Here is a 22,478-nt window from a genome sequence, read left to right on the forward strand (position 1 = left end):
CTAAGGCCGATCGCTCTTCGCCCGCACCACGCCACCAGCACAATTGATATACGCCGCAGCCGCAGCCAGCCGCACCGGCAGCTTTGCGTCATCAAACAGCGGCTCAATCCGCTTTCCATCCTGCGCCCGGTGATAGCTCCCCACCACCCTCAACGCAGCGGCCCGCACCCCCGGGTCCTTGTCATCCAGTGCCGAGAGCATCTGATCGCGAACGTCCGCCGTCCGGTCCTCCGCCAGCAGCTCAATCGACTTCACCCGCGCCGAGTCCGACCCATTCTTGCGCGCATACTCAATCGCCGTCACCGAAAAACCAAACGGCCCCAGCACCAGCCCCGCGCCTGTCGTCACGCCCAGCTTCGTCAGCGCCGAAGGGCTATGCAGCGTGCGCGAAATATCGTGCTTCGCTCCCTTTACCAGCGTCGGATTCGCCTTCCTGTCCCCCGCCGCAATATCTTCCAGAAGATCCTCGCCGCTCCTGTCCTTGAACTGCGTCCACAGCGTCGTCGCCGCGGCATACATCACCTGCGGCTCCGCGTCATCCAGCAGCTCCTTCACCGGCTCTACAAGCGTCCGCGACTTCGCCTTCCCCGCCGCCAGCACCGCTGCCGTCCGCACGTCCAGGTTCGTGTCCTTCATCGCCGCGGCAATCAGTCCGTTCGCTTTCGCATTCGCACCTAAGCTGCTCAAGGCATCCAGCGCCTGCGTCTGATTCTCAAAATGCTTCGTGTCCTGCACGTTGTCCGTCAGTATCCGCCAGCTCCACTGCACCATCTCCGCTGGCGACATATCCGCAGCACGAGGCGAGCCTGTCTCCTTCTTCTCATCCTGGCCCTGGCTCCCGGCCGACGACGAAGAAGCGCTGTCCTGCGCCACCGCAATACTGGCCCAAAACGTGATAGCGAGTAGCGGCAAAACACCACAAACCGCAACCCGCCGAACAGAGGAAATCCGAAGCAGTCTCATCTGGGCATTCTATGGCCTGCGCGTCTAACAGCCATCCCAATTCTGAAACCGCATCGCCAGCACCAGTCCGTCTCGTCCGAAAGCTCGGCCCGGCAATGCTCTACCAGACCCCAGGAATCAATGCCTTTGTTCTTTCCTGATATGCCGGATAAACGTCTGGGAAAAGCTCCATCATGTAGCCTTCTTCGCGATGGATGCGCCAGAGGAACATGACGATCACGAAAAGCAATGCCACCATCCACAGTGGCCCATACACCAGTCCCGCGCCGAGCAGCGCTACCAGTAATCCCGTGTAAATTGGGTGGCGAACGATGTTGTACGGCCCGGATGTAATCAGCTCATGCCCAACTTTCATACTCGGCTGCCCGCTCCAGTTGCGGCCCAGATGCACCCGCGCCCAGATGGCAAACCCAAGACCCAGCACCGTGAGCACCACGCCCGCGATCCGTGCTCCGTCGCTATAGAAAAACGGCAATCCATAAGCAAAACGCCAGAACGGTCGAAACACCGGCAGCGTGTACAAGAGATACACAATCAAGATCAGCAACAGACGCGCTCTCGCCCATCGCCCAAAACCGCCTTTTCCCGGCACATTCTGCTTCGCTCCAAACGCCGAAATGGCCCAATACAACAGGAAAGCGATCCAGCAAATCGAAACAATACGTCTAAGCAGGTCAAATGACTGGTGATCCACGCCTCTTCATCCTCGAAGCAATTTTCGTCAACGAGCTATGTAGGAAAAACGAAATCAGCGCCGCGAAAGTTCCCCGGCACTCAGAAGATACAAGCTCTCCGAGCATTGCCGAAAATTAACCTGCCTTCGGGATTTTCTTTTCGCGTTTCTTCGCCCGTCCGATACATCACGCCCCCGGCGCAGGCACCACCCCAAGCTGAATCATCAGCCCCATCGTGTCCATGATGATCCGCGTCTCCTTGATTTTGGCCTGCCCGTCCCGCCCCTCCACCAGCCTGTCAATTACCATGCCCCACACGCGCACAGATCGCCCCGTCGCCGGAATTCCAAGAAACTCGCCCCGATGCGTCCCCGTCCATTCAAACCGGCTCGCAACCTTGTCGCCCTCCGAAATCTGTTCCTCAATGGCAAAGACAAGATCCGGAAAGCCCGTGCGAAACGCGCGCAGAATATCCTTCAATCCCTCCAACCCCGGACCCTGCCCCGGCAACGGCACCTGCTCCACCACATCTTCCCAGGCAAACTCGCCTGCGCGGTCAATCTCTCCCTGAGTAATCACCTCGTCCGCAAAACGGCGCACAATTGCTGCGTTATCCAGCCCCATCCGATTCTCCTTTTTGAATTGCAAACGGAATTATACCGGCCACTTATCTCCACCCCCTCACAGGCCGATGAAACGATCCATTTCCTATCGTCACTTTTTCTTTGTCAGCAAGAGCAGCACACAGCTCTTTGCAAGGAGGGTCCATGCGATTTCCCCTACCCTTCGTCCCCGCCACCAGCTATAAGGGCGGCAATGGATTCGGCGCCAGCCGCGACAGCGTGCGAAAAGGGCTGAAACACGCAGCCAATGATCTCGCCGCCGACCCCGGAACCCCAGTGCTCGCCATGGATGACGGCGTGGTCCTGCAGGATCCTTACCTCTTCTTCTTCAATACCTATGCGCTCGAAGTGCGCCATCCGCAATTCATCGCCCGCTACTGCGAGATTGACCGGAAGGCCGAGGTAAAGGCTGGCGACAAGGTCAGTGCCGGACAAGTCATAGCCTACGTCGGCGATCAGCCCGGTCAGGACATGCTTCATCTCGAGTTCTTTCGCGGAAACAAGGTCGGCGACCTCAGCACTCCCAAGGGAACGCATCCGCCCTTCGATCGCCGCGACGATGTCTTCGATGGAGCAACCATCCTCGACCTGGCCACTCACTCAGACCTCAAGGCTGAAGATGACTGGCTCGTCGTAACTGAACCAGACGGCCGCAAATTCCTCAAGACCATGCAGCTCAAAGATATTTAGGACATCTGAGTTGAGCAGCCTGGAGCGAGGCTGGTCTAAACAGGCCGTCGCCACAGCTTAAGATTTCAGCTCCGCGATCCACCGCCAGACAGCAACGTGAGGGCTTTCCCCTTATGAGCCGCGACATGCTCCGTCTTGTCGCTTTTGATCTCATATTGGGGATCGCTCTGCGACGCATGGTGCACATGCCCCTTATAGTCAAAGTCCCGGGTATGGATGGCAATAATCGTTCCCGACACCCGGCCCGCCTCGGAGTTCCAGCTAACGTGATCGCCAATCCTGAACGCTTTCGCCATCTCGCAATCCTCTCGCCGTTAGAGCAAAGTCACAGCACCAAACCGTTCAGATCGTCTTTAATCGATCTCGACGTTCACAGCTTCCGCAAGCTTCTTCGGCGCCACCATCACATAACTGTGCGCGATCAGCTCCGCAACTTCATCCCAGTCCACTGCGCCAACATCCAGCCGCAGCCCAACCCATCCTCGCGGCCCGACATACGCGGGCATATAGAATCGCGCCTGGTCTGCTGCAATAAGCGCCGCATTATCCCCCGGCAATACTTTGCTCACCAGGCCGACAATGCCATCTCCATGATGATTGTCCAGAAAATACGCGAAGACCTTTTTGCGGACGAGGAAAGAGACATGATGCCCCGAAACCTCGCATGTAGCCTCCGGCAGCCCCAGACAAATCGCGCTGATCTTAGCAAGCCTGTCATCTCCGTTCACTGCCTTCTCATCTCGCTTCATGCAAGCGTCACAGCCGCAACTTCGTAGTCCCTTACTACTGGAATAGTGAAGCGCAAAATCTGTTCGTCTATGTGAAACGGCACTGTTTGTTCCGCCATCAGCAGATCGATGGATTTCACTCGCGCGCCCGCTGGTAGTTGCATCGTCACGTGCTGCGCGCCCAGCGGTGTCACCGATTGCATCCATCCGTGATACGAGTTGGGGTTGTTGTAATTCAGCAGATGCACCGCATACCCAGGCTCCGTCTCCCAACAAAACATCTCTGCCAGCCCATCGCCATCGACCTGTACTTCACTCTCGTCATGCAGCACCCAGTGAATCGCGTTGTGCGCCAGACGCAATAGGTCGCCATGCCCCGTCGCCCAGTAGGTGCGCTCAATGTCACCCGCAAACCACGCTGTGCGGCTCTTGCCCGATTCACGCAAAACCACGGCAGGCTCGGTGGTATGCGACACCGGCGGATACGCCAACTCCGGCGGATAGCGCACAAACCCCGGCACCACCGTAAGCAGGGGATTGTCGATTGCCTTGAGCGGCATGCGGTTCTTCGCACCCGGCAGCCAGTTGGTATCGTGAAAGCCTCTCAGCAAAGCATGCGGATTCGCCGCTGCCGGCGCTTCAATCCGCGCATAGTACGGATTGCCGTTCGTGCCCACGGCATCGGCTGCTTTGCTAATGCCCATCAGCTCCGCAAGTCCAAACTCCGCGCGTGGCTTTAGATTTTCGTCATAGAGGCTCGTCTCAAAGCTCGCCATCAGCGATCCGCCGGCCTTTGCATACGCACTCAGCTGTTCGCACTGTCGGTCGCTCAACATCGCCACATTAGGCAGCAGCAGCGCACGATATTTGCCGATGCGCTCCAATTCAAGCCTGTCCTCGTGAACGAAGTCAAAAGCAAACCGCCCGCGCAGCAAAATGTCGTACAGTCCCTGCGTCGTCTCATACATATATCCGCGCGAACGTTCCGTCGTAGGCCCCGGATATAGCAACTGCGTCGCCTGTCCGAAGAGCACGCCCAGGTTGGCAATCGAGCGCCAAGTCCTGAAATGCGCATCATGCCGCGCGGTCCACTGAAAGTACTCAGCGCCTGTCTTCTGCCATCGGCGGTCCTCGCCAAATCCCGTCTCCGCACCGACGAAATGCAGATACGGCTTCATCCCGCTTGCGACGGTCTGGCTGAGCCACATCCTGATCTCATCGGCATTCTTGCTCAGGTTGCGCCAGCCCGGATTACCCGTTGAATAAGCCGCCGTCACATTGGCAGCAACTTTGCCATCGAGCACCGCGTTGCACACGCGCCCCTGCAGGCTGCATCCCCACACTGCGGGTTCTTCATACGTGCGTCCCTGATTGTCCGCCTGAAACCACGCCAGCGTCTTGCCCAGCCGATCGAGATTCGGTCCGCCACGCACATTCCCACCCGAGTTGGCGAAGAAGAAGCTGTCTGCCTTCTTCTCTTTCGCAATCACGTCGTATCGCTGCCACAGATCCAGCACGCGGTCGGTAAACACACGCCAGTACGCCGGTGTCCCCGAGTCCGGCAATTTGCTGCAGATCGCGCAATGACAATTCGGCAAGCTGCCCAGCGGCGGCCATCCGTTGGCATAGAAACAATCCACATCATAGAGCGAGTTAATCTCGCGCATGATCGCCGGAATATAGTCATCCATGTAGCTTGAGAACATGCAGGTCTTGAAGAGTTGCGGCTCTTCGCCGCTGTGCTGCACCGTACCATCCGCATGCCGCATCGCCCATTCGGGATGGGCCTCCAGCGCGTCGCCCCAGTTGAGATCGGGGCTCATGCGCGCCACCACATGCATGCCTCGCTTCTTGGCCGCAGCCACGCATTCACCAAAGAAATCGCGTCCATGCAGAAACTTGCCATGCTTGTGAAACGGAACTTTCGACGGGTAATAGGCAAGGATGCCCGTAACGCTGATGAAGACGATGTCGGCCTTTGCCTCGCTCCAGTAGTTCGCCCACTCCTCAACGTTCATCACGGCAGGGTCGTGCTCCGTCATGTTGGTCTGCCCGACACGCCGCACACTGTATTGCCACGGTAATGATGAACGGGCCTCTACCGGCATACGCGCCGGCAGAGGCACCGTCATAGTGTCTTCGGTTGAGCGGGCAGCATTCTTCGCGGCATTCGCCTCCGCGGCTCCCTCCCGCTCATGCAGCAGCGGCAGAGCTCCCACTCCTGTTGTAAGTCCTGTCTTGAGAAAATCGCGTCGATTCAGCACACGGATCCCTTCGCACTCGATCTCGCAAGCAGTGTACTCGCCTGCACACACTGCATGAGCGGGAAGCCTGCGCTTTTGACGAAGGACGCTGCATGTGATTCCACATGCAGTAAACAATGACCTAGGCGTTGCGTTTTAACGGACTCTTATCAAATGCCTTTTACCTCGCCGCCATCCATGCGCACCGACGTTCCGGTCATCCACTTCGCCGCGGGAGAAACCATGAAACCCAGAAGCTCAGCTATCTCTTCCGGCTGTCCATAGCGGCTGATGCCGGCCTCCTCCGGAAACTTCGCCATTGCCTCTTCAACACTCATATTGTGCGCCGGAGCCCACTTCTCTAGGAATGAGCGTCGACGGCCGGTCATCACAGCTCCCGGAATGACGCTGTTCACTTGCACGCCATCTTTGATGCCTTGTTCTGCGAATGCCTTTGCCATGGCTATGATCGCGGCGTTGGTCGCCGCAACGGCAGCAAATGCAGGCTTGGGATCCAAAGCTGCACTCCCTGACATGAAGACAACTGAACCCCTGGCTTGCTTAAGCGCATCCCAGGCGCGAATCGTGAGCCGGCGTGCGCCATGGAGCTTCAATTCCATGCCTGTCCGCCACTGTTCATCTGTCATCTCAAACAGGTCGATCTGGGGCACGGCGCCAGCGATATTCAGCAGCGCATCGATCCGGCCAAACCGATCGAGAGCCGCTTTGATCACGGCTTCTGACGCTTCTATCTGGCTTAGATCAACCGCAACGGATAACGGCTCTGCTCCGGCCTGCCTCACCGAGTCTGCAACCTGTTCAAGCGCCTCGCCGTTTCGCGCAGCAAGCACAATGGCGGAGAAGTCGCGAGCCAGACGCAAAGCCGTCGAACGCCCAATGCCCTGGCTCGCTCCCGTAACGATAGCAACTGAAGCCTTCATGATCTTTCTCCTTTCACCGATGTAAGCGCTCAACCTGTCTTGGAAGCGAGCCTATTAGACACCGATAAAAATGTCAACGTAGGTGTTACAGTTTTCTTGCGATATTTTTGTTGGAGAGGAACTATGAGGCCTGCTTCCAAGGAGTCGAATGAATGGGTGGATGGGTTTCTTTTTGTTGGCAATCGATTGATCCTGGATTTCCTGAACACAAAACCTGTACTGGCGGATGGTCCTGCAGAGTTGCTTCCAGATGCGCATGCGCTGGAACGATGGCTGATTGCCGCAGGTCTGCTGGCGTCCCCCAGAGCAAAAAATCTACCTCGAAGCTGGCGCGGCTCGGCTGCTGCGGCCGCTTTTCTCAGAGACCTGACCGCATTCCGGGAGAATCTGAGAGAGGCCGTTCTGTGTATCGAGAGCGGCTCGGTGCCCGCGGATGCTTTCCTCGCCGAAATAAACGCATTGCTGGTTTCTCATCCCCTGCAGACCACATTGCGTAAACGAAGTGGAAGCGTGGTGAGAGAAGTTAATTTCGAACCTCAAAAGCCGTCAGACTTCTGGGCTCCGATCGTCGATGCCGCGGCAGATCTTCTTTCGGAGACGGAAACCTCGCGGATTCGCAAGTGCGAATCCTGTGTGCTGCATTTCTTCGATACCAGCAAGAAGGGTTCACGTCGATGGTGCAGTATGAATATCTGCGGCAATAAGATCAAAGTCGCCGCTTATCAACAGAGAAAACGAGATCAGCAGGCGATTCAAGAACCGTAGTAACGCGTCATACGACGAGAGCCTTGCCGCCCGGCTGTAGAACATGACCGTCACATCTCAGGGCCGCGACAAACCCGGCATTATGGTCTTCAACCGCGAATGAGTTCGTCGCGCTTGTATCTTTACAGCTCCGCTTAAACGATCGGAAGCCGTGCCGCGTCCCAGGCTGCCAGCCCGCCCGCCATCTCCACCAGCTCCTCGACTCCATGCCGCTGCAAAATGCTGCTCGCAATGGAAGATCGGTAGCCGCCCGCACAGTGCACCGCAATACGCCGCCCCTGTGGAATCTCAGCAATCCGCTCTGGCAGGCGATTTAGTGGAATATTTACGCTGCCCGCAATATGTTTCATAGCCCATTCCTGCGCGCTTCTCACATCCAGCAGCACCGGCGCATCCTGGCTTTGCATCTCCTCGGCGATCATCGACGCGCTCGCCTGCTCGGTGCTACGCATCCATTCCGGCTTCGATGCGAGCGCTGTCATGCCTCCGGCGAGATAGCCGCGTACATAGTCAAAGCCGATGCGCCCCAGCCGGAGTGCTGCTTCCTGTTCCCGTCCCGGCTCGGCAATGATCACGATAGGCTTGGCGCGGTCCAGCAGGGTACCGGCCCACGTGGCATATTGGCCACCCAACCCAATGTTGATACTGCCCGCGAGATGCCCTTTTGCAAACTCCGCGGCATCGCGCACATCGAGTATCTGCGCGCCTTCCTTACCGAGCCGCACTACTTCTTCAAGCGCCACCGGTTGCAGCACCTTTTCAAGGTTGCTGTCGAGCGTTACGCGCTCCTGCGTATTCAAAATCGCATCGTAAGTGAAGTACTGCGGAGCATCCGGCTGATCCGCCGTCACCAGCCGAGTAAATTCCTCTTTCGACATCGGCTTCAGCGCATAATTCAGCCGCCGCTGATCGCCCAGCGAAGAGACTGTGTCGGAAGAAAGCTGCTTGCCGCACAACGAGCCGGCTCCATGCGCGGGATAAACCAGCGTCTCATCCGGCAATGGCAAAAGCTTTTCGTGCAAAGAGTCATAAAGGTAAGCGCCGAGATCGTTGGCGCTCCATCCCAGCGAAGCCCGCAGATCCGGCCGCCCCACATCGCCGATAAACAGCGTGTCGCCTGTCAGCACTGCGTACGGATCCGTCGCGCTTTTGCTGAGGTCAAACACCAGAATCGAAATGGACTCAATCGTGTGTCCCGGCGTCTCCAGCACCCGCAGCCGCATCCCCAGAAAATCCAGCACATCGCCATCTGCCATCGGCACAAAAGCATACTCCGCCTTGGCGCGGCTGCCGAGATGAATTGTCGCTCCGCAGCGATCACGCAGCTCCAGATGCCCGGCAATAAAATCCGCGTGAAAGTGCGTCAAAAAAACACGGCGGATCTGGAGCCCCATTCGCTCCGCGTCCGCCATGTACTGTTCGATATCCCGTTGCGGATCGACAATCACCGCAGTCGAGCTTGCCTCATCTCCCAACAGATATGAAGCATGAGCCAGGCATCCCAGATAGTACTGTTTCAGAATCATCGAGCTATCCTTGAACCATCTATCTGATGTTATGCTCTGGTGTCCGGTTATTTCGGCTGAGCTGCCGTTCGCAGATACGGCTTCACTGTCTTGTATCCGGGAAAGAGCTGGTCCGCTTCTTCGTTTGAGATCGCGCCGGTAAGGATGATGTCGTCGCCCTGCTTCCAGTTGGCCGGCGTCGCCACGCGGTGTTTGACCGTCAGTTGTATCGAGTCCAGCACGCGCACAATTTCGTCGAAGTTCCGCCCCGTGGTCATCGGGTAGGTCAGCATCAGCTTGATCTTCTTGTCCGGCCCAATCACGAACACCGAGCGCACCGTGGCATTCGTAGCAGGCGTGCGGCCTTCGCAGGTTCCAGCCTCGTCGGCGGGCAGCATATTGTAGAGCTTTGCCACCGCCAGATCCGTGTCGCCGATCATTGGGTAGTTCACCCGCGCGCCCTGCGTCTCTTCAATATCCACAGCCCACTTGCTGTGGTTTTCCACCGGATCGACAGACAGCCCGATCAGCTTTGCGTTGCGCTTGGTAAACTCCGGCTCGATCTTTGCCATATATCCAAGCTCCGTGGTGCATACCGGAGTGAAGTCCTTGGGATGCGAAAAAAGTACCGCCCACTGATCCCCAATCCACTCGTGAAAGCTGATGGGGCCCTGGGTCGTCTGTGCTGTAAAGTCTGGTGCAGTGTCGTTAATGCGAAGCGACATTCGTTCTCCTCTGTATCGCGCTCGGCGATGAGCTGTGAAATTTATGCTGCGGGGGAAATACCTAAAAATAACCGAAGCCATTATCGGCGACAGGGCTTACGTCCTCTGTGAGAAAAGTTACAGAGGCAGGATGAAAAGTCATCTTGCCTGGTTCGTTCAGCGGGACCGGTTCTATACCTCGACAAATCGCCGCAGCGCCCCCGCATCCAGAATCTCGATCTGTTCTCGTCCCAGCTTCACCCATCCCTGATCGGCAAAGCTCTTGAGCAGGCGGCTGACAATCTCGCGCAAGCTACCCAGTTCGTCTGCCAGTGCCTGATGCGTGGTTCGAATCGGAGTCGACTTGGCAACCAGCGCAGCCGCAAGCCTCTGATCGAGCTTTTGAAAGGCCACGGCCGATACCAGCTCCATCATTTCCGTCAGGCGATGTGAAAATCCCTTTAATATGTGATCGCGGAAGGGTTCAAGGCTTGAGAACATCTGCCGGAAGGCCTGCGGTGAGAGGACGACCAGCTCCACGTCCTCCTGCACCACGCACCGAGCGCGATATGTCGAGTTGTCCAGCAGGCAGCCTGTAGTCAAAATGCATGAGTCGCCAGGCAGCACCTGGTATAGGTGCAGTTCCCGCCCGCTTGGAGAAGCCTTGATGACGCGCACGCTTCCTGCAAGCATGAGCGCAAAGCCGCGGCAAGGCTCATGCTCGTCAAACATGACGGTTCCTGTGGGAAGTTTGAGAAAAGCCGCGCTGGATAGCAAGGTATCCAGTTTGTCGGCTGATAAAGCAGTGAGCATGGGATAGTGCTGCAAAATCCGGCTTCGGATCGCAAAATGACTCATCTCGGAAGTCTTTCTTTGCCGAGCAGCGCTGAAACGAGCAACTTCGGCGGTAACTGGGATACTGACTCTAGTATCGCGCAGTTTCCCGCCGAAACGCTCTTCTCACCACCGAATCACTGCCGACCTCACTTCGGCCCATAGGACAGCTTCGGATACCAGTCCGTCCCGCGCCCTTCCGGCGTCAGATCCAGCATCAGCCACAACGGATCGAGATCCGGCGCGCCGCGCGGATCCTGCCCTGGATCGCACATCTCACCATTCATCTCATTTGTGTAGAAGTGGTAGATCTTCCCAGCGCGCCGTGTGAAAATGCTGATCCCCGCCATATCCGCATCCTGAGCGCTTACGTAGGTCCGCGTGTAGTTGCCCGTGCCATCCGAAACAAACGGCAGATTTGCAAAGCCGCGCTGCTTCTTGTATTCCAGCAGCCGCTCCATCGGGGAGCGCGCCGTTACTACGATGGCAATGCGATCACGCAGATTCAGGCCAACACCGTTCCACGCGCTTAGAAACGAAGTACACACCGGGCACGGCGCCTTGCGCTGTGGCCCAAACATCATGCTGTAAACCATCAGCGTCTGCTTATCCCCAAAGAGACTCGAAAAACGCACAGGACCGCTCTCGCCAGTCAATTCGAAATCTTCAACAATTTCGCCACCCGGCGGCAACGCTCGCCGCTGTTCCGCGACACGCTCAATAAGCCGTCGCAGTTCCAGTTCCTGCACCAGAAGGCGGTTGCGCGCGCTGCGGTAGTCCTCGCTCTCGTTTGGATAATGCGCTCTGTTTCTCGCCGCCAGCTGTTCAGCGGGAACCAGCTTCTGATCACTCATAACCACCTCCGGAGCAAACCATGTTCTTTCAGATGCCAATTTACATGCAGCCGCATGCCCGCTGCAGCTTTGACGGATTCATGCGGTTATGCGATGCGGCGCGTTCGCAGCGCCATCCATCGCACGGCTACGAAGAGCAGGGAAGCAGCAAATACTATTTCCGCGGCCATGCGCAGATGTGCCGCGACGGGCATCGCCACGCTCGCTCCAGCCCACACCGCCAGATACGCTGCGATGCACATCGGACACTTGGGCAGCAACACGAGCAGCACTCCTGAGCTCACACAACTCCCAGCAGAGCGCCACAACCCGCGCGGCGGCTTCAGCTTCGTATCGCAGCAGTGCATCCTTCACCTCCATCTTTTACCTCCATGACGACTCTACTTATCCAGCAGAGTGCCGGGTGCCCCCGGTCTCGATTTTGAGACCGGGGAAGCGCAGCATCCCATCCCCACAAACGCGAACCCGCTTCAGTGCCCGCAACACGAAGCAGCCGGCTTTGCCGTCTCATAGCGGTCGTGGTGTTTCACCCACGCCATCGGCCACGGCAGGCCATCCTCGTTGCGTCCCTTGGGAGCCACGTCAAGCATCGTGTAGACACCAAGCAGCCCTTCGAGCCCGCGCGCGTACGTCGAATACGTGTGGTACACCGTGCCATCCTCGTCTTTGAAAAACGCGCTCATTCCCGGTCCTTCTTCTGACGGATGTCCCTGTGTGCCGAAGTTGTACCAATGGCTCTTGAGGTCGCCTGCTGGCAGAGAAACGGCAAAGTCGGTATTGAACTCCGTGCCGCTGGAAGAAACCCACTCCGCCTTCCACCCCATGCGCTTTTTGAATGCAGCAATCTGATCCATCGGCGCCCGCGAAACCATCGCAAACGCCACATCTCTCGCCGCCAGATGCACCACGTTCGCATCCATCGTGTCCGCCGCCATCGAGCACGAGGGACAACCCTGCTCCCACTCAGGACCGAGCATGAAGTGATAGATCAGGAGCTGGTCTTTGTCGCCAAATAGCTCACCGAGCGTAACCTTCCCATCCGGCCCGTGGAATACATAGTTCTTTTCGACTCGCACCCATGGCAGTTGCAGCCGCTCCTGCGCCAGCGCATCGTGCCGGTGAGTCAGATCCTTCTCCTTGGCCAGCAGCGCAAGCCGCGCATCCAGCCACTCTTGCCGTGAAACTACACTATGTGCCGTCATCCACTCACCCTCTCGTTTCCTGAGTTATGTCCTGTAGTCAACAGGCCTGTTTTTTCTTGTGAGCCTGTTACTTCGTGACCGCCCGCGTGCGAATCCGCTCCAGCATGCTGCCCCATCCCTGCTCAACACCGGGCCACTGCTCGGCGATCTTCGGATCGAAAGAGATATACGCCATCGCGCGATGCATAAACTGCAGCACCGTTAAACCGTTCTCTTCCTTAAGCCGGTACTGCACATTCGAAACCGCAGGGTACGACATGAAAAGTGGTCCATGAATCTCCAGCAGCGTGGGAGCCTTGATTGCCTGGACCGAACCCCACCAATGCCCCATGTTGTTGCCAAGATCGCGATACCATCGTCCACCCGGCCATGGCTCAAGCTTCAGGTTCATGTTGGCTCCTGCCTGACCCGGCAGGCTGGCCATCTCTTCAAGCACCGTCTCAAAAACAATATCGATCGGTGCTGCAATCTCCTCATTCTTCGCAAACTCCAGCGTGTGCACTACCTGCTCTGCAACCGTTACCGCCATCACACTCTCCTCTCTGTTACTTGTCGCCGCGTGTCCCGTTTTCGTCAGATTGGTTTTCACGCGCAATCCTGTCCATGGCCTTTTGCTCAGCACGTTGCTTGATCCGGCTGATCTGGCCTGTCCAGAGCTTCTCGTACGTCTTTGCCCATTCATAAATCGGCTTCAAGCGTTCTGCCTCCAGCCGGTACATTCGCTGCTGGCCGCGCTTCACCACTGTCACTACGCCCACTTCGCGAAGCACCCCAAGGTGCTTCGAGACGGCAGGCTGGGCCAGGTTCACGCGCACCACCACATCGTTCACCGCCCACTCGCGTCCATCGCTCAGCAGGCCAATGATCTCTCTGCGCCGCGGCTCCGCTACCGCATTGAAAACATCCGTTGTCGTTGCCGCTCTTGCCATAAGCAACAATGTATGTCGATATCGGAATATATGTCAAGACGAACTTGGAAATATTTTTGCCGCAGCGGAATGCGCACATTTTCCAGAGCCCCGCCATGATCATCTGTTATCGAAATTGCATTTCGAGAAAACTCACTCGCTTGACTCTTTTCGATGACGGCCGTCATCGTATATCTGTATGCGCTATCCCGCCGAACACAAGGCCGAAACCCACGCCAGTATCGTTGCCGCCGCATCACGCATCTTCCGTGAGCGCGGCGCTGAGGCCAACGGCATCGGCTCCGTCATGAAAGAGCTTGGCCTCACCAAAGGCGGCTTCTACCGCCATTTCAAGAGCCGCGATCAGCTCTACGCCGAGGCAGTCATCCAGGCTTTCGTCCAGATGGGCGACGCCATGGTCGCCGCTGCCGAGGCTGCACCGCCCGGCAGACAGTTGCAAGCCCTCATCGAGCGCTACCTCAGCGTCGAACATCTCAAATCCCCCGGCGCAGGCTGCGTCATCGCTACCCTCGGCTCCGATATCGCGCGCCAGTCTCCGGCCCTGCGCAAACAGATCGCCCGCTCCATGCAGGCCTATCGCGAACGGCTGCTTCCGTACATGCCGGGCAGCACCATGGAAGAAAAAACCGCGGCGTATGCAATTCTTTATCCCTCCATGGTCGGCGTCATGGTCGCGGCTCGCTCCGTAGTCGATAAAGCCTATCAGGAACAGATGCTCGCCCGGGCGCGCGAGCACTTCGTTCGCGCATGGTCCGCACCAGAATAAAATTTTTTGCACCTATTAGATTACGACTATGCTCTCATAGCCAAGGCAGTCCACGGGCCTCCAAAAACTTTACTCAGGAGCTTATCCATGAACATTGCCACCAACAGCCTGCGCAGCCTGCTTCTGGCCATAACACTCACCCTCTCAGGAGTAATCGCCATGACCACCCCAGCATCGGCTCAGACCCAGCCCACCGCACCCACCGTCACCGGCGTCCTCGTCTTCATCACCGCCAAATCCGGCGTCAACCGCGAACAGATCATGGCCGTCCTTCCCGCTGAGATTCGCGCCACCACGCAGCTTTATCTCGATGGCAAAATCCGCGAATGGTACTCACGCGGTGATGGACGCGGCGTCATTATCCTCGTCGATACCAAAGACGTTGCCGAGGCCCACTCCCTCATCGACAGCCTTCCACTCTCCAAAACCGGCTTCATGGATCACGAATACATCCCCGTCGGCCCGCTCATGCCGCTTCGCCTTCTTTTGAATACTCCGTCCGCCACCGACCACGCCCATTAGGGCGCCGCACAGGAGACAACACGTATGTCCACCAACACAGCACTCGCCATCTACGGCGTCATCACCGGCCTGCTGGTGATTTCGGCTACCCTCTGGGCTCTCTGGCTCGGGCTCAAACGCGCCCAGGTCAACGCATCCACCCGCCTCCAGTCGTGGAGCACAACAGCCGCGATTCTTGTCATCTGGTATCTGGCATTTACGATTCTCGGCGCGCGCGGCTTTTTCGCGACGCCCAGCAAGCCCACGATTCCAGTGCTTCCGATCGCAGTCTTGCTGGGCGTTAGCCTCGGCATCTGGTACGCGCTGCGCAACACAACCCGTAAAGCAGTCGCGGCGCTCCCTGCAGCCGCTCTCATTGCGGTGCAGATGTATCGCGTCAACGGCCTGATCTTTCTTCTCTACACCGTGCGCGGCCAGCTTCCCGTTCTCTTCGGCCTCACCGCGGGCATCGGAGATATATCCGTCGGTCTGCTCGCCATCGTCTCCGCACGGCTGCTTGTAACCGGCCATCCGTCCGCGCGGCGAGTCGCGTACCTGTGGAACGCACTCGGCATCCTCGACCTCACCACAGCGCTGACCATCGGATTTCTATCCTCGCCCAGCCCGCTGCAACGCTTCGCCTTCGATCACCCGAATACACTGATCAGCACCTGGCCGCTGGTGATGATTCCAATCTTCGTCGTTCCGCTCTCACTTGTCCTTCACATCCTCAGCCTCTGGCAGCTTCGTCAGCAACATGCCACCACAACCGAACACCTCAGCACACCAGCCCCTGCAGTTTCACATATGCATTGAAACGTTCTTAACAACGCAGCGTGGAACGGCCTCCAGGCCGGCCACGCTGCATCATCGCACTGGAATCTCCACCGAAAAAATGGCCCCGCGCGGCGCGCGCGGCTTCAGCGTGATCGTGCCGCCATGCGCCTCCACGGCCCACTTCGCAATCGCAAGCCCAAGCCCCGCGCCACCCACATCCCGCGTGCGTCCTTCATCGACACGGTAGAAGCGATCAAAGACACGCTCACGTTTATCTTCCGGAATCCCCGGCCCTTCGTCCTCAATCGCAACGGCCACAGACTCGGCAGTGCCTTCCGTATCTTTGTGGTCGCGCAACGTCACGCGAATCGTGCTCTCAGGCGGCGAATACTTCACTGCATTGTCGAGCAGGTTGATGACAGCCATGCGCAGAAATCCGCGATCCGCCGAGATCTCCAGCTCACTCTCACCTGTGACCAAAATATTCTGCTTCTTGTCCTCGGCCAGCACACTCACCACCGTCACCGACTCCTGCACCAGCTCCGCAAACACAAAAGTTGTGCGGTGCAGGTCCACCTCACCCGAGTCTGCCTGCGCAATCGTCAGCAGAGTATCGATCATCCCCGTAAGCCGCGCCACCTCCTCAAGCATGCTGCCGATGATGTCGCGATACCGCTCCGCACTGTGCTCCTCCTGCAATCCCACCTCGCCCACGCTACGTATCGAGGCCAGCGGTGTCCGCAGCTCGTGCGATACATCGGACGTAAAGTGCTGCAGCTTTTCAAAGGATTCACCAAGCCGCGCCAGCAATCCATTCAACACTCGCGCCATGTGCCCGAACTCATCATCGGGATTCTCCACGACTATGCGCTCATTCAACCTGCGCGCAGTGATTTGTTCGGTGCGTCGCGCCATCTCTTCCAGAGGATTGAGCGCCTTGCCTGCCACGCGATATCCCGCAAATGCCGCGGCTATAAGCGCTATCGGCATCGCCAGTATCAGTAGTCCCAAAAACTCCAGAAGCCTCGTCCGTAGCGGCTCGGTGCTGTAGGCCAGGCGAATCAGCAGCGGCTTTCCGTCGAGAATGTGAATATGGCTGATCGCCAGCACCGGCGTGCCATCCTCAAGCCGCCACCGTCGCGGCGCATAGCCGACATTGCCTTCCTGCTGAGCAATCGCGCCTCCCAGGCTCATCGCACCCAATCGCTCATTGCGAAGCAGCACATCTCCTTGCGGGCTCAGCACCTCCATGTAGCGGTCCAGCAGCAACCTTGACTGCGGATGGCTGTGATAATCCTCACGCAGATGAAGCCGGCCATCGGGCGTAAAGTACAACAGCCCTTCTACCGTTTCCAGATCTTCAATCTCCGCGTGATGAAGCTGATCGTTGAGCTGCCAGTACTGCAACCCGCATGCCCCGCAGATATAAATCGCCAGCACAATGCCGAAGATGCCGGCATACCACAGCGTCAGCCGGCCGCGAATATATCTCGGCCTCAACCGCACTCCTTCTCCTCCGCCTTGCGCAGCACAAAACCCAGGCCTCGCACCGTGTGCAGCAGCTTCACCGGAAATGGATCATCGAGCTTCTTGCGAATCCGCGCAATGTGTACGTCGATCACATTATCCAGCGACGTATAACGCACCGTCGTCTTCCATACATCGCGCGCCACCATCTCGCGCGAAACCACCGTTCCGCCATGCAGCAGCAGATATTCCAGCAGATCAAACTCGCGCCCCGTCAGCTCAATCGCTACATTCCCACGCGTCGCCATGCGGCCGCTTACATCCATGCGCAGATCCGCCAATTGCAGCACTGACGCCGTTGTAGGCTTCGCTCTACGCTGCAACGCCCGTATGCGCGCTAGCAGTTCTGGAAACGCAAATGGCTTGATGAGGTAATCATCCGCGCCTGCGTCAAGCCCGCGTACGCGATCATCCACTGATCCACGAGACGTCAGCACCAGCACCGGCATTCGGTATCCGCTGCGTCGCATCTCGCGCATCGTCTCCAACCCACCTTGCTGCGGCAACATAATATCCAGCAGCACCAGGTCAAACGCGGCCTCGCGCATCCGCCGCATGCCCGCTTCCCCCGAGTGCGTCACGATCGCCTCATATCCATTGCCCCGCAACCCTTCCGCGATCGCTTCGGCGAGCTTACGCTCATCCTCAATGATCAGGATCCGCAGTACTTCTTCGGGCCAGTCGTCTGATGCACTCATCCTTCAAACTTTAATCCAGTCTGCGAACCGCTGGCATTCCTGAACCAAGAGATAAGGCAAACTTCAGAATTGCTTAAGGCAGCTCCGTGGTCAGATCAGAAGGTCAGATCACGGAGGAACCATCATGATCAGCAACCGCATCATGGTTAAAGCATTCGCCGCTGGCTTTGGATCGCTGCTCTTCAGCGTGGCTGGCATTCAGTCCCAGGCCGTCGCGGCGTCCGCTGCCGCAATTCCAGCTTCGACAGCAATTCCAGTGCGCTTTGAACATTCGATTGACACGAAACACGCGAAGACGGGCGACGCCATCACAGCAAAAACCATGCAGGAAATCGTTCTTCCCGGCGGTCAAAGCATCGCCAGGGGCAGCCTGTTGACAGGGCACATCGTCTCCTCCGAAGCATTCCGTTTCGATACCACTCCCTACGCACATCAACAGTCCTCGACGCTTTCAATCCATTTCGACAAGCTCGAAACCGGCGGCACAGCCATCCCCGTCAATCTCTCCGTACGCGCCATCGCCAATGCACTCGACTCGAAAGACGCGACCTACGCGCACGGCATCGACGAGACCGATCACCTTGGAACCATCACCCTCATCGGCGGCCTCAGCTATTCACCGCTCGACAAGACCATCCTCTCGGAAGACGGGGACGCCATCGCCTACAACCGCAAACATGGACTCTTCGCGCGGCTCATTCCATCCGGCTCGTGCAGCGGAACCGAGACCGAGCAGTCCGTGAGTATCTTCTCGCCCGATGCCTGCGGTGTTTACGGTTTCGCGGACGACTACATGCCTCAAACCGGCAGCGACGGCAGCGGCACCTTTACGCTGGCCACCCGCGGTCACTCGCTGAAGCTATACGCGGGCAGCACCGCGCTGCTGCAGGTCAACGAGACAAAGTAGCACTACAGCCGAGCCGATTCAGGCTGCTCCATCAAACCGTTATGATTCGGCTCGGAAAGACTGCGTAAAGATCGTCACCAAATCCAAAGCCATAGGCCAGACAGTTCCCATCGTCACCAGCCATCCCAGCCGCGACCACACCGGTCCCATCGCCTCTGCATACACCACCAGACACAGAGCCGCATTTGCCAGATAAGCTGTTTCGATGCCCGCGATGCAGAGCTGCATTGGCGCAATGGAGCGACGCTTGACCCACAGCATCGCCGTGCACACCAGCGCAATGCCCAGCCCCAACCCAAGCACCACCAGCCTCTGCCACTCGCTTGTACCAGCAAGATGTCGCAGAAACGGCAGCTCCACCAGCACCGTTCCCACCAGCGAAAGCCCAATCACCACCCACAACACTCTTCGCCCCACCCGCGTAGGCAATTGCTTTGCAGACAGCGCTCGCAGCCGCAGCCAGAGCATGGGAAACGCCAGAAAGAGCGGCACGCCCACCAGCACATGCCACCAGTTGCCCTGATTCCCCGGCACATGCAGCGTCACCGCATCCAGCGCCGATGTGTCGCGCGCAAACGGCACAAAGACCGTCACTGCAGCCACCAGCCAAACCAACAGCATCAGCGCGTTCCACCACCCAACCCCGCGCCATTCACGCAACTCATCCGCCTTCATATCCGACCCTACGCAGAACCTCCAGCGAAAGTTCAAAGATTAATTTGGCTTCGGACCGGCAACTGCATTTGATTGCTCTTATTGAGACTTCGGCGAGGATGTGGAAACCAGATATGACGATCATCCCGCCACTGAGTCAAAGACAATATCGAATCAGTCGGATGTTACATTGAACCCCATGAAGTCTTTGCCTCATGCTTTGTTCGCATTGGTCTTGGCAGCATGCGGCTGCGGGCAATGGGTTGGCCCTCCACCTCCTGAAGAGTACGCAAAGTCCCAAAAGGCTCTGGCATCGAAGGGCGACACAGAAGCCGCCTGGAATCTCGCCAATTGCTATCTGCACGGCAACGGAGTTCCGCTGGATTTCGCCCTCGCCGAGCATTGGTTTGAGATTGGCGCTAATACACCAGACAAGAAAACTCACGTCGCTCAGATGTATGCAAGCGGCAAGGGCTTCCCGAAGGATATCGAGGCCGCAGCGAAATGGTTCATTGCCGCAGGCCGCCCTTTCGACTTCTTCGAGCTCGCCGAACTTTACAAAGCTGAGGCAGAAGCCGATCACTCGATGGCGGCCAAATACTATTCAAAGGCTACGACCATCTACCTCGACCTTATCCGCAAGCATCAGACCGAAGTAAAACGCTCTGAGATGGAGCTGGGCAACTTCGTCATCGACGGTATCTACAGCGCTGGCGACACGCCCGCCGCTAGGGCTCAGGATCTTGAATGGGCGCGCATGATTGCACAAGAGCTCCTGGGCCAAAAGGAGTACCAGATCTCTGTTGAATATGACATCGGTGAAGAGGATCTCCCTGAAGATCAAACGATGCGGCTGTATTACCTCAAACGCGCTGCCGCCTACGACGTTGATCTTGCCCTGCACTACTACATCGAGGCTCTCAACGAGGGAAAGACCAAAGATTTTTCGGGATACGACTACATTGCCTGGGAGAGAATCGCGCAAGGCGAAGGCGGCGGCGAAAGCCGATTACTAAAGGCTTTCATCGAAAATATGAGTGCGCTTCAGCTCGACAGTGTGCAAACAGCTTACGATAACCTCATTGCTACCCGTGAACAATGCGGCGCGTACTACACTGCCGACGATCCACTTCGCAATGTGACCCCAGCCGTCCTCGCAGCCATGGATCAGGACGATCCCGACGTTAAACTCCGCGAAGCTTTCAATCTTGAGAAAGCCGCTGCAACAAACGAACACACATATCAGCGAGCCCTTGCACTCTATCGCGATGTTCGAAACACTCGCGGCCGTGCCCCGCGATTCATCCTGGACAAGTACGCTCTCTTCGGACGTAACGGCGTTCCTCAGAACCGCATGGTCGCCGAATACTGGCTTCGCGAAGCCATTCGCAGCGGTTCCGAACCTGCGCAGGATCTGCTTAGTTCCATCGGCCGGCGACCATCACACAATCCTTCGTCTGAGTCTCACTGACAGATGTATTTGAGTGGTCGTACGGTCAATAAGTCCCAGCAGACCACTTCACCATTTCAGCCATCTATTCTGAGACTCACACGGAGTGACTTCGCTTATGTCTGAAACCCTCATCCCCATCCAGCCGTCTTTCGCCGAACACCTCGCCAGCGAGTGGATCGACTCCTGGAACACCCACGACCTCGAACGCATCCTCACTCACTACAGTGACGACATCACCCTGATCTCTCCAGTAGCCCTCAAGCTAACCGGCGACAGCGCCGTTCGCGGCAAATCCGCCCTGCGCGCCTATTTCGCGAAAGGCCTGGACGCCTACCCCGATCTTCGCTTCGACCTCATCGAGACTCTCTTCGGTGTCGAAACCATCGTCCTCTTCTACCGCAACAACGTGCGCGGCAACAAAACAGCAGAAGTACTACGCCTTAACGCCGAAGGCAAGATCACCCACGTCTGGGCCAACTACGACAAGTAGACATCTCTCTGCAAAGCGTCGCGACTGCTCTCACACTCACACTTCACACTCGTCGTTCTCAAAACATCCTGAAGTTCACATACACCTGAATCCGCACCGCCACAGGCCTGCCGTTCTTCTTTGCAGGCTTGAACTTATATCGCGCCACGGCATCCAGCGCCTTTTCATCCAGTCCCATGCCCAGATGCCGCAGCACCTGCAGATTGCGCGGATTGCCCTGCGCATCCACAATCAGCCCAACCACGCAGATGCCCTCATACTTGTTGCGCCGCGCTTCGTCTGAGAACTCTGCTTCAGGAGCAACCACCAGTGTCGGCGCGGAGACGTCGCCACCCGGCGAATAAACATCCCCTCCAATACCGCCATCCTTCCCAGGCCCGTAACCTGGACCATCCCCGGGACCATCTCCGCCATAGATGCCAGTACCAATACCCGCGCGCTTGCCCGGACCATTCGAGTCCAGCGTCACATTCACCGAGCGCTGCACGCCCACCGTCATCAGCGCCGGATTCTCCGGCAGCTTCACCTCCGGCGGCGCGGCTATTGCATTCTCAATCGCCAGCAGCGGCTTCGTGATCGACGGAATCACAGGTGGTATCAACGGCGCACGCTCGAATTTCGGCGGATTGCCCTCTCGCGGCGCGATCAGGTCATGCGCTCCGCCACCCCCACCGCCGCTCATCGCGCCCTGTGTCAGCAAAGGCGCATAGATCGCCTGATCCTGTGTCTCTATCGAATCGAGAGAACGCCCATATGGATGAACGAAAGCATGCGGCCTGATCCCGTTCAGCAGCAAAAGCGCAATCAGGCCTCCATTCACCAGCGTCGCGGTGCCAACAGCCCATGGGCTCGTGCGCTTCTCAACGCAAAGATCTTCGAGCGTGCCAAATCCTCGATAGCCCGCACTGCATGCATTGTTGGACGATTGCCGTAGCATAGCGACACCTCTCTTGCAGGGCTCATACATGAGCCTCATTGAACAACTGCATGATTCGTGATCTGACTTATGCTCGAGCGTTGACAACGCATAGACGCGGTGGGGATGCGGCC

General features: G+C 57.7%; 27 protein-coding genes. 8 read left to right on the forward strand and 19 right to left on the reverse strand.

All coding sequences use genetic code 11. From position 1 onward, the window contains the following. From OHL22_RS07810 to OHL22_RS07820, 3 genes are all read right to left on the reverse strand, one after another. On the reverse strand, positions 1–963 hold the full coding sequence (locus OHL22_RS07810) for a HEAT repeat domain-containing protein (RefSeq protein ID WP_263335099.1): 963 nt from the start codon (positions 961–963) through the stop codon (positions 1–3). A gap of 100 nt (positions 964–1,063) precedes the next feature. Then, positions 1,064–1,657 (reverse strand): methyltransferase family protein, encoded by a 594-nt coding sequence (locus OHL22_RS07815; RefSeq protein WP_263335101.1) that lies wholly within the window; start codon positions 1,655–1,657, stop codon positions 1,064–1,066. A 166-nt stretch (positions 1,658–1,823) separates the two neighbouring features. After that, a complete protein-coding gene (locus OHL22_RS07820; RefSeq protein WP_263335103.1) occupies positions 1,824–2,261 on the reverse strand; it encodes an ester cyclase in 438 nt (145 codons plus the stop codon). Positions 2,262–2,404: 143 nt separating this feature from the next. On the opposite strand from OHL22_RS07820, the gene OHL22_RS07825 reads away from it, so the two are divergent. Further along, on the forward strand, positions 2,405–2,950 hold the full coding sequence (locus OHL22_RS07825; RefSeq protein ID WP_263335105.1) for a M23 family metallopeptidase: 546 nt from the start codon (positions 2,405–2,407) through the stop codon (positions 2,948–2,950). A 65-nt stretch (positions 2,951–3,015) separates the two neighbouring features. Here the strand turns inward: OHL22_RS07825 and OHL22_RS07830 are convergent, their stop codons facing one another. From OHL22_RS07830 to OHL22_RS07845, 4 genes are all read right to left on the reverse strand, one after another. Then, on the reverse strand, positions 3,016–3,246 hold the full coding sequence (locus OHL22_RS07830; protein ID WP_263335107.1) for a hypervirulence associated TUDOR domain-containing protein: 231 nt from the start codon (positions 3,244–3,246) through the stop codon (positions 3,016–3,018). Between the two features lie 57 nt (positions 3,247–3,303). Continuing rightward, positions 3,304–3,699, reverse strand: coding sequence for an MmcQ/YjbR family DNA-binding protein (locus tag OHL22_RS07835; protein ID WP_263335111.1), 396 nt, complete (start codon positions 3,697–3,699; stop codon positions 3,304–3,306). Next, complete coding sequence (locus OHL22_RS07840; RefSeq protein WP_263335114.1) at positions 3,696–5,942, reverse strand: alpha-amylase family protein; 2,247 nt, start codon at positions 5,940–5,942, stop codon at positions 3,696–3,698. The genes OHL22_RS07835 and OHL22_RS07840 overlap by 4 nt, the downstream gene beginning before the upstream one ends. Before the next feature lie 149 nt (positions 5,943–6,091). After that, entirely contained in the window at positions 6,092–6,862 is a 771-nt protein-coding gene (locus OHL22_RS07845; protein ID WP_263335116.1) for an SDR family oxidoreductase, read from the reverse strand. A 123-nt stretch (positions 6,863–6,985) separates the two neighbouring features. On the opposite strand from OHL22_RS07845, the gene OHL22_RS07850 reads away from it, so the two are divergent. Beyond that, positions 6,986–7,627, forward strand: coding sequence for a CGNR zinc finger domain-containing protein (locus tag OHL22_RS07850; protein ID WP_263335118.1), 642 nt, complete (start codon positions 6,986–6,988; stop codon positions 7,625–7,627). Between the two features lie 134 nt (positions 7,628–7,761). Here the strand turns inward: OHL22_RS07850 and OHL22_RS07855 are convergent, their stop codons facing one another. The 8 genes from OHL22_RS07855 to OHL22_RS07890 form a co-directional block, all read right to left on the reverse strand. Beyond that, complete coding sequence (locus tag OHL22_RS07855; protein WP_263335121.1) at positions 7,762–9,153, reverse strand: MBL fold metallo-hydrolase; 1,392 nt, start codon at positions 9,151–9,153, stop codon at positions 7,762–7,764. A 47-nt stretch (positions 9,154–9,200) separates the two neighbouring features. Further along, complete coding sequence (locus tag OHL22_RS07860; RefSeq protein ID WP_263335124.1) at positions 9,201–9,857, reverse strand: peroxiredoxin; 657 nt, start codon at positions 9,855–9,857, stop codon at positions 9,201–9,203. Positions 9,858–10,028: 171 nt separating this feature from the next. Next, positions 10,029–10,694 carry a Crp/Fnr family transcriptional regulator gene (locus tag OHL22_RS07865; protein WP_263335127.1) on the reverse strand — a complete coding sequence of 222 codons (666 nt, stop codon included), beginning with the start codon at positions 10,692–10,694 and terminating at the stop codon, positions 10,029–10,031. A gap of 125 nt (positions 10,695–10,819) precedes the next feature. Then, positions 10,820–11,524, reverse strand: a complete 705-nt coding sequence (locus tag OHL22_RS07870) for a DUF899 family protein (protein ID WP_263335130.1) — start codon at positions 11,522–11,524, stop codon at positions 10,820–10,822. Positions 11,525–11,610: 86 nt separating this feature from the next. Continuing rightward, on the reverse strand, positions 11,611–11,871 hold the full coding sequence (locus tag OHL22_RS07875) for a hypothetical protein (protein WP_263335134.1): 261 nt from the start codon (positions 11,869–11,871) through the stop codon (positions 11,611–11,613). Between the two features lie 123 nt (positions 11,872–11,994). Beyond that, the gene (locus tag OHL22_RS07880; RefSeq protein ID WP_263335136.1) at positions 11,995–12,726 is read right to left on the reverse strand and encodes a DUF899 domain-containing protein; all 732 of its coding nucleotides are present in this window, start codon (positions 12,724–12,726) and stop codon (positions 11,995–11,997) included. A gap of 67 nt (positions 12,727–12,793) precedes the next feature. Beyond that, a complete protein-coding gene (locus tag OHL22_RS07885) occupies positions 12,794–13,255 on the reverse strand; it encodes an SRPBCC family protein (protein ID WP_263335138.1) in 462 nt (153 codons plus the stop codon). A 16-nt stretch (positions 13,256–13,271) separates the two neighbouring features. After that, positions 13,272–13,655: an ArsR/SmtB family transcription factor gene (locus OHL22_RS07890; protein WP_263335141.1), complete on the reverse strand. Its 384-nt coding sequence runs from the start codon at positions 13,653–13,655 to the stop codon at positions 13,272–13,274. A gap of 178 nt (positions 13,656–13,833) precedes the next feature. Between OHL22_RS07890 and OHL22_RS07895 the strand changes: the two genes are divergently transcribed. The 3 genes from OHL22_RS07895 (at position 13,834) to OHL22_RS07905 (ending at position 15,738) form a co-directional block, all read left to right on the forward strand. After that, positions 13,834–14,421: a TetR/AcrR family transcriptional regulator gene (locus OHL22_RS07895; RefSeq protein WP_263335144.1), complete on the forward strand. Its 588-nt coding sequence runs from the start codon at positions 13,834–13,836 to the stop codon at positions 14,419–14,421. Between the two features lie 87 nt (positions 14,422–14,508). Further along, positions 14,509–14,943 carry a hypothetical protein gene (locus OHL22_RS07900; RefSeq protein WP_263335147.1) on the forward strand — a complete coding sequence of 145 codons (435 nt, stop codon included), beginning with the start codon at positions 14,509–14,511 and terminating at the stop codon, positions 14,941–14,943. A gap of 24 nt (positions 14,944–14,967) precedes the next feature. Next, positions 14,968–15,738, forward strand: a complete 771-nt coding sequence (locus OHL22_RS07905; protein ID WP_263335150.1) for a hypothetical protein — start codon at positions 14,968–14,970, stop codon at positions 15,736–15,738. Between the two features lie 51 nt (positions 15,739–15,789). On the opposite strand, the gene OHL22_RS07910 is transcribed toward OHL22_RS07905, so the two are convergent. Continuing rightward, positions 15,790–17,199: a sensor histidine kinase gene (locus tag OHL22_RS07910; RefSeq protein ID WP_263335154.1), complete on the reverse strand. Its 1,410-nt coding sequence runs from the start codon at positions 17,197–17,199 to the stop codon at positions 15,790–15,792. Then, positions 17,196–17,924: a response regulator gene (locus OHL22_RS07915; RefSeq protein ID WP_263335157.1), complete on the reverse strand. Its 729-nt coding sequence runs from the start codon at positions 17,922–17,924 to the stop codon at positions 17,196–17,198. Before OHL22_RS07915 ends, OHL22_RS07910 begins: the two co-directional genes overlap by 4 nt. A gap of 124 nt (positions 17,925–18,048) precedes the next feature. Between OHL22_RS07915 and OHL22_RS07920 the strand changes: the two genes are divergently transcribed. After that, positions 18,049–18,831, forward strand: coding sequence for a hypothetical protein (locus OHL22_RS07920; protein ID WP_263335160.1), 783 nt, complete (start codon positions 18,049–18,051; stop codon positions 18,829–18,831). Between the two features lie 39 nt (positions 18,832–18,870). Here OHL22_RS07920 and OHL22_RS07925 read toward each other — a convergent pair whose 3' ends face one another. After that, the gene (locus tag OHL22_RS07925) at positions 18,871–19,506 is read right to left on the reverse strand and encodes a hypothetical protein (RefSeq protein WP_263335162.1); all 636 of its coding nucleotides are present in this window, start codon (positions 19,504–19,506) and stop codon (positions 18,871–18,873) included. Between the two features lie 178 nt (positions 19,507–19,684). On the opposite strand from OHL22_RS07925, the gene OHL22_RS07930 reads away from it, so the two are divergent. Beyond that, on the forward strand, positions 19,685–20,956 hold the full coding sequence (locus OHL22_RS07930) for a tetratricopeptide repeat protein (protein ID WP_263335164.1): 1,272 nt from the start codon (positions 19,685–19,687) through the stop codon (positions 20,954–20,956). A 97-nt stretch (positions 20,957–21,053) separates the two neighbouring features. Continuing rightward, entirely contained in the window at positions 21,054–21,428 is a 375-nt protein-coding gene (locus OHL22_RS07935; RefSeq protein ID WP_263335166.1) for a nuclear transport factor 2 family protein, read from the forward strand. A 58-nt stretch (positions 21,429–21,486) separates the two neighbouring features. On the opposite strand, the gene OHL22_RS07940 is transcribed toward OHL22_RS07935, so the two are convergent. Next, the gene (locus OHL22_RS07940) at positions 21,487–22,365 is read right to left on the reverse strand and encodes an energy transducer TonB (RefSeq protein WP_263335169.1); all 879 of its coding nucleotides are present in this window, start codon (positions 22,363–22,365) and stop codon (positions 21,487–21,489) included. Positions 22,366–22,478: the final 113 nt, after the last annotated feature.

Origin of the sequence: Acidicapsa dinghuensis (assembly GCF_025685685.1) — a bacterium.
Classification (GTDB): Bacteria; Acidobacteriota; Terriglobia; order Terriglobales; family Acidobacteriaceae; genus Acidicapsa; species Acidicapsa dinghuensis.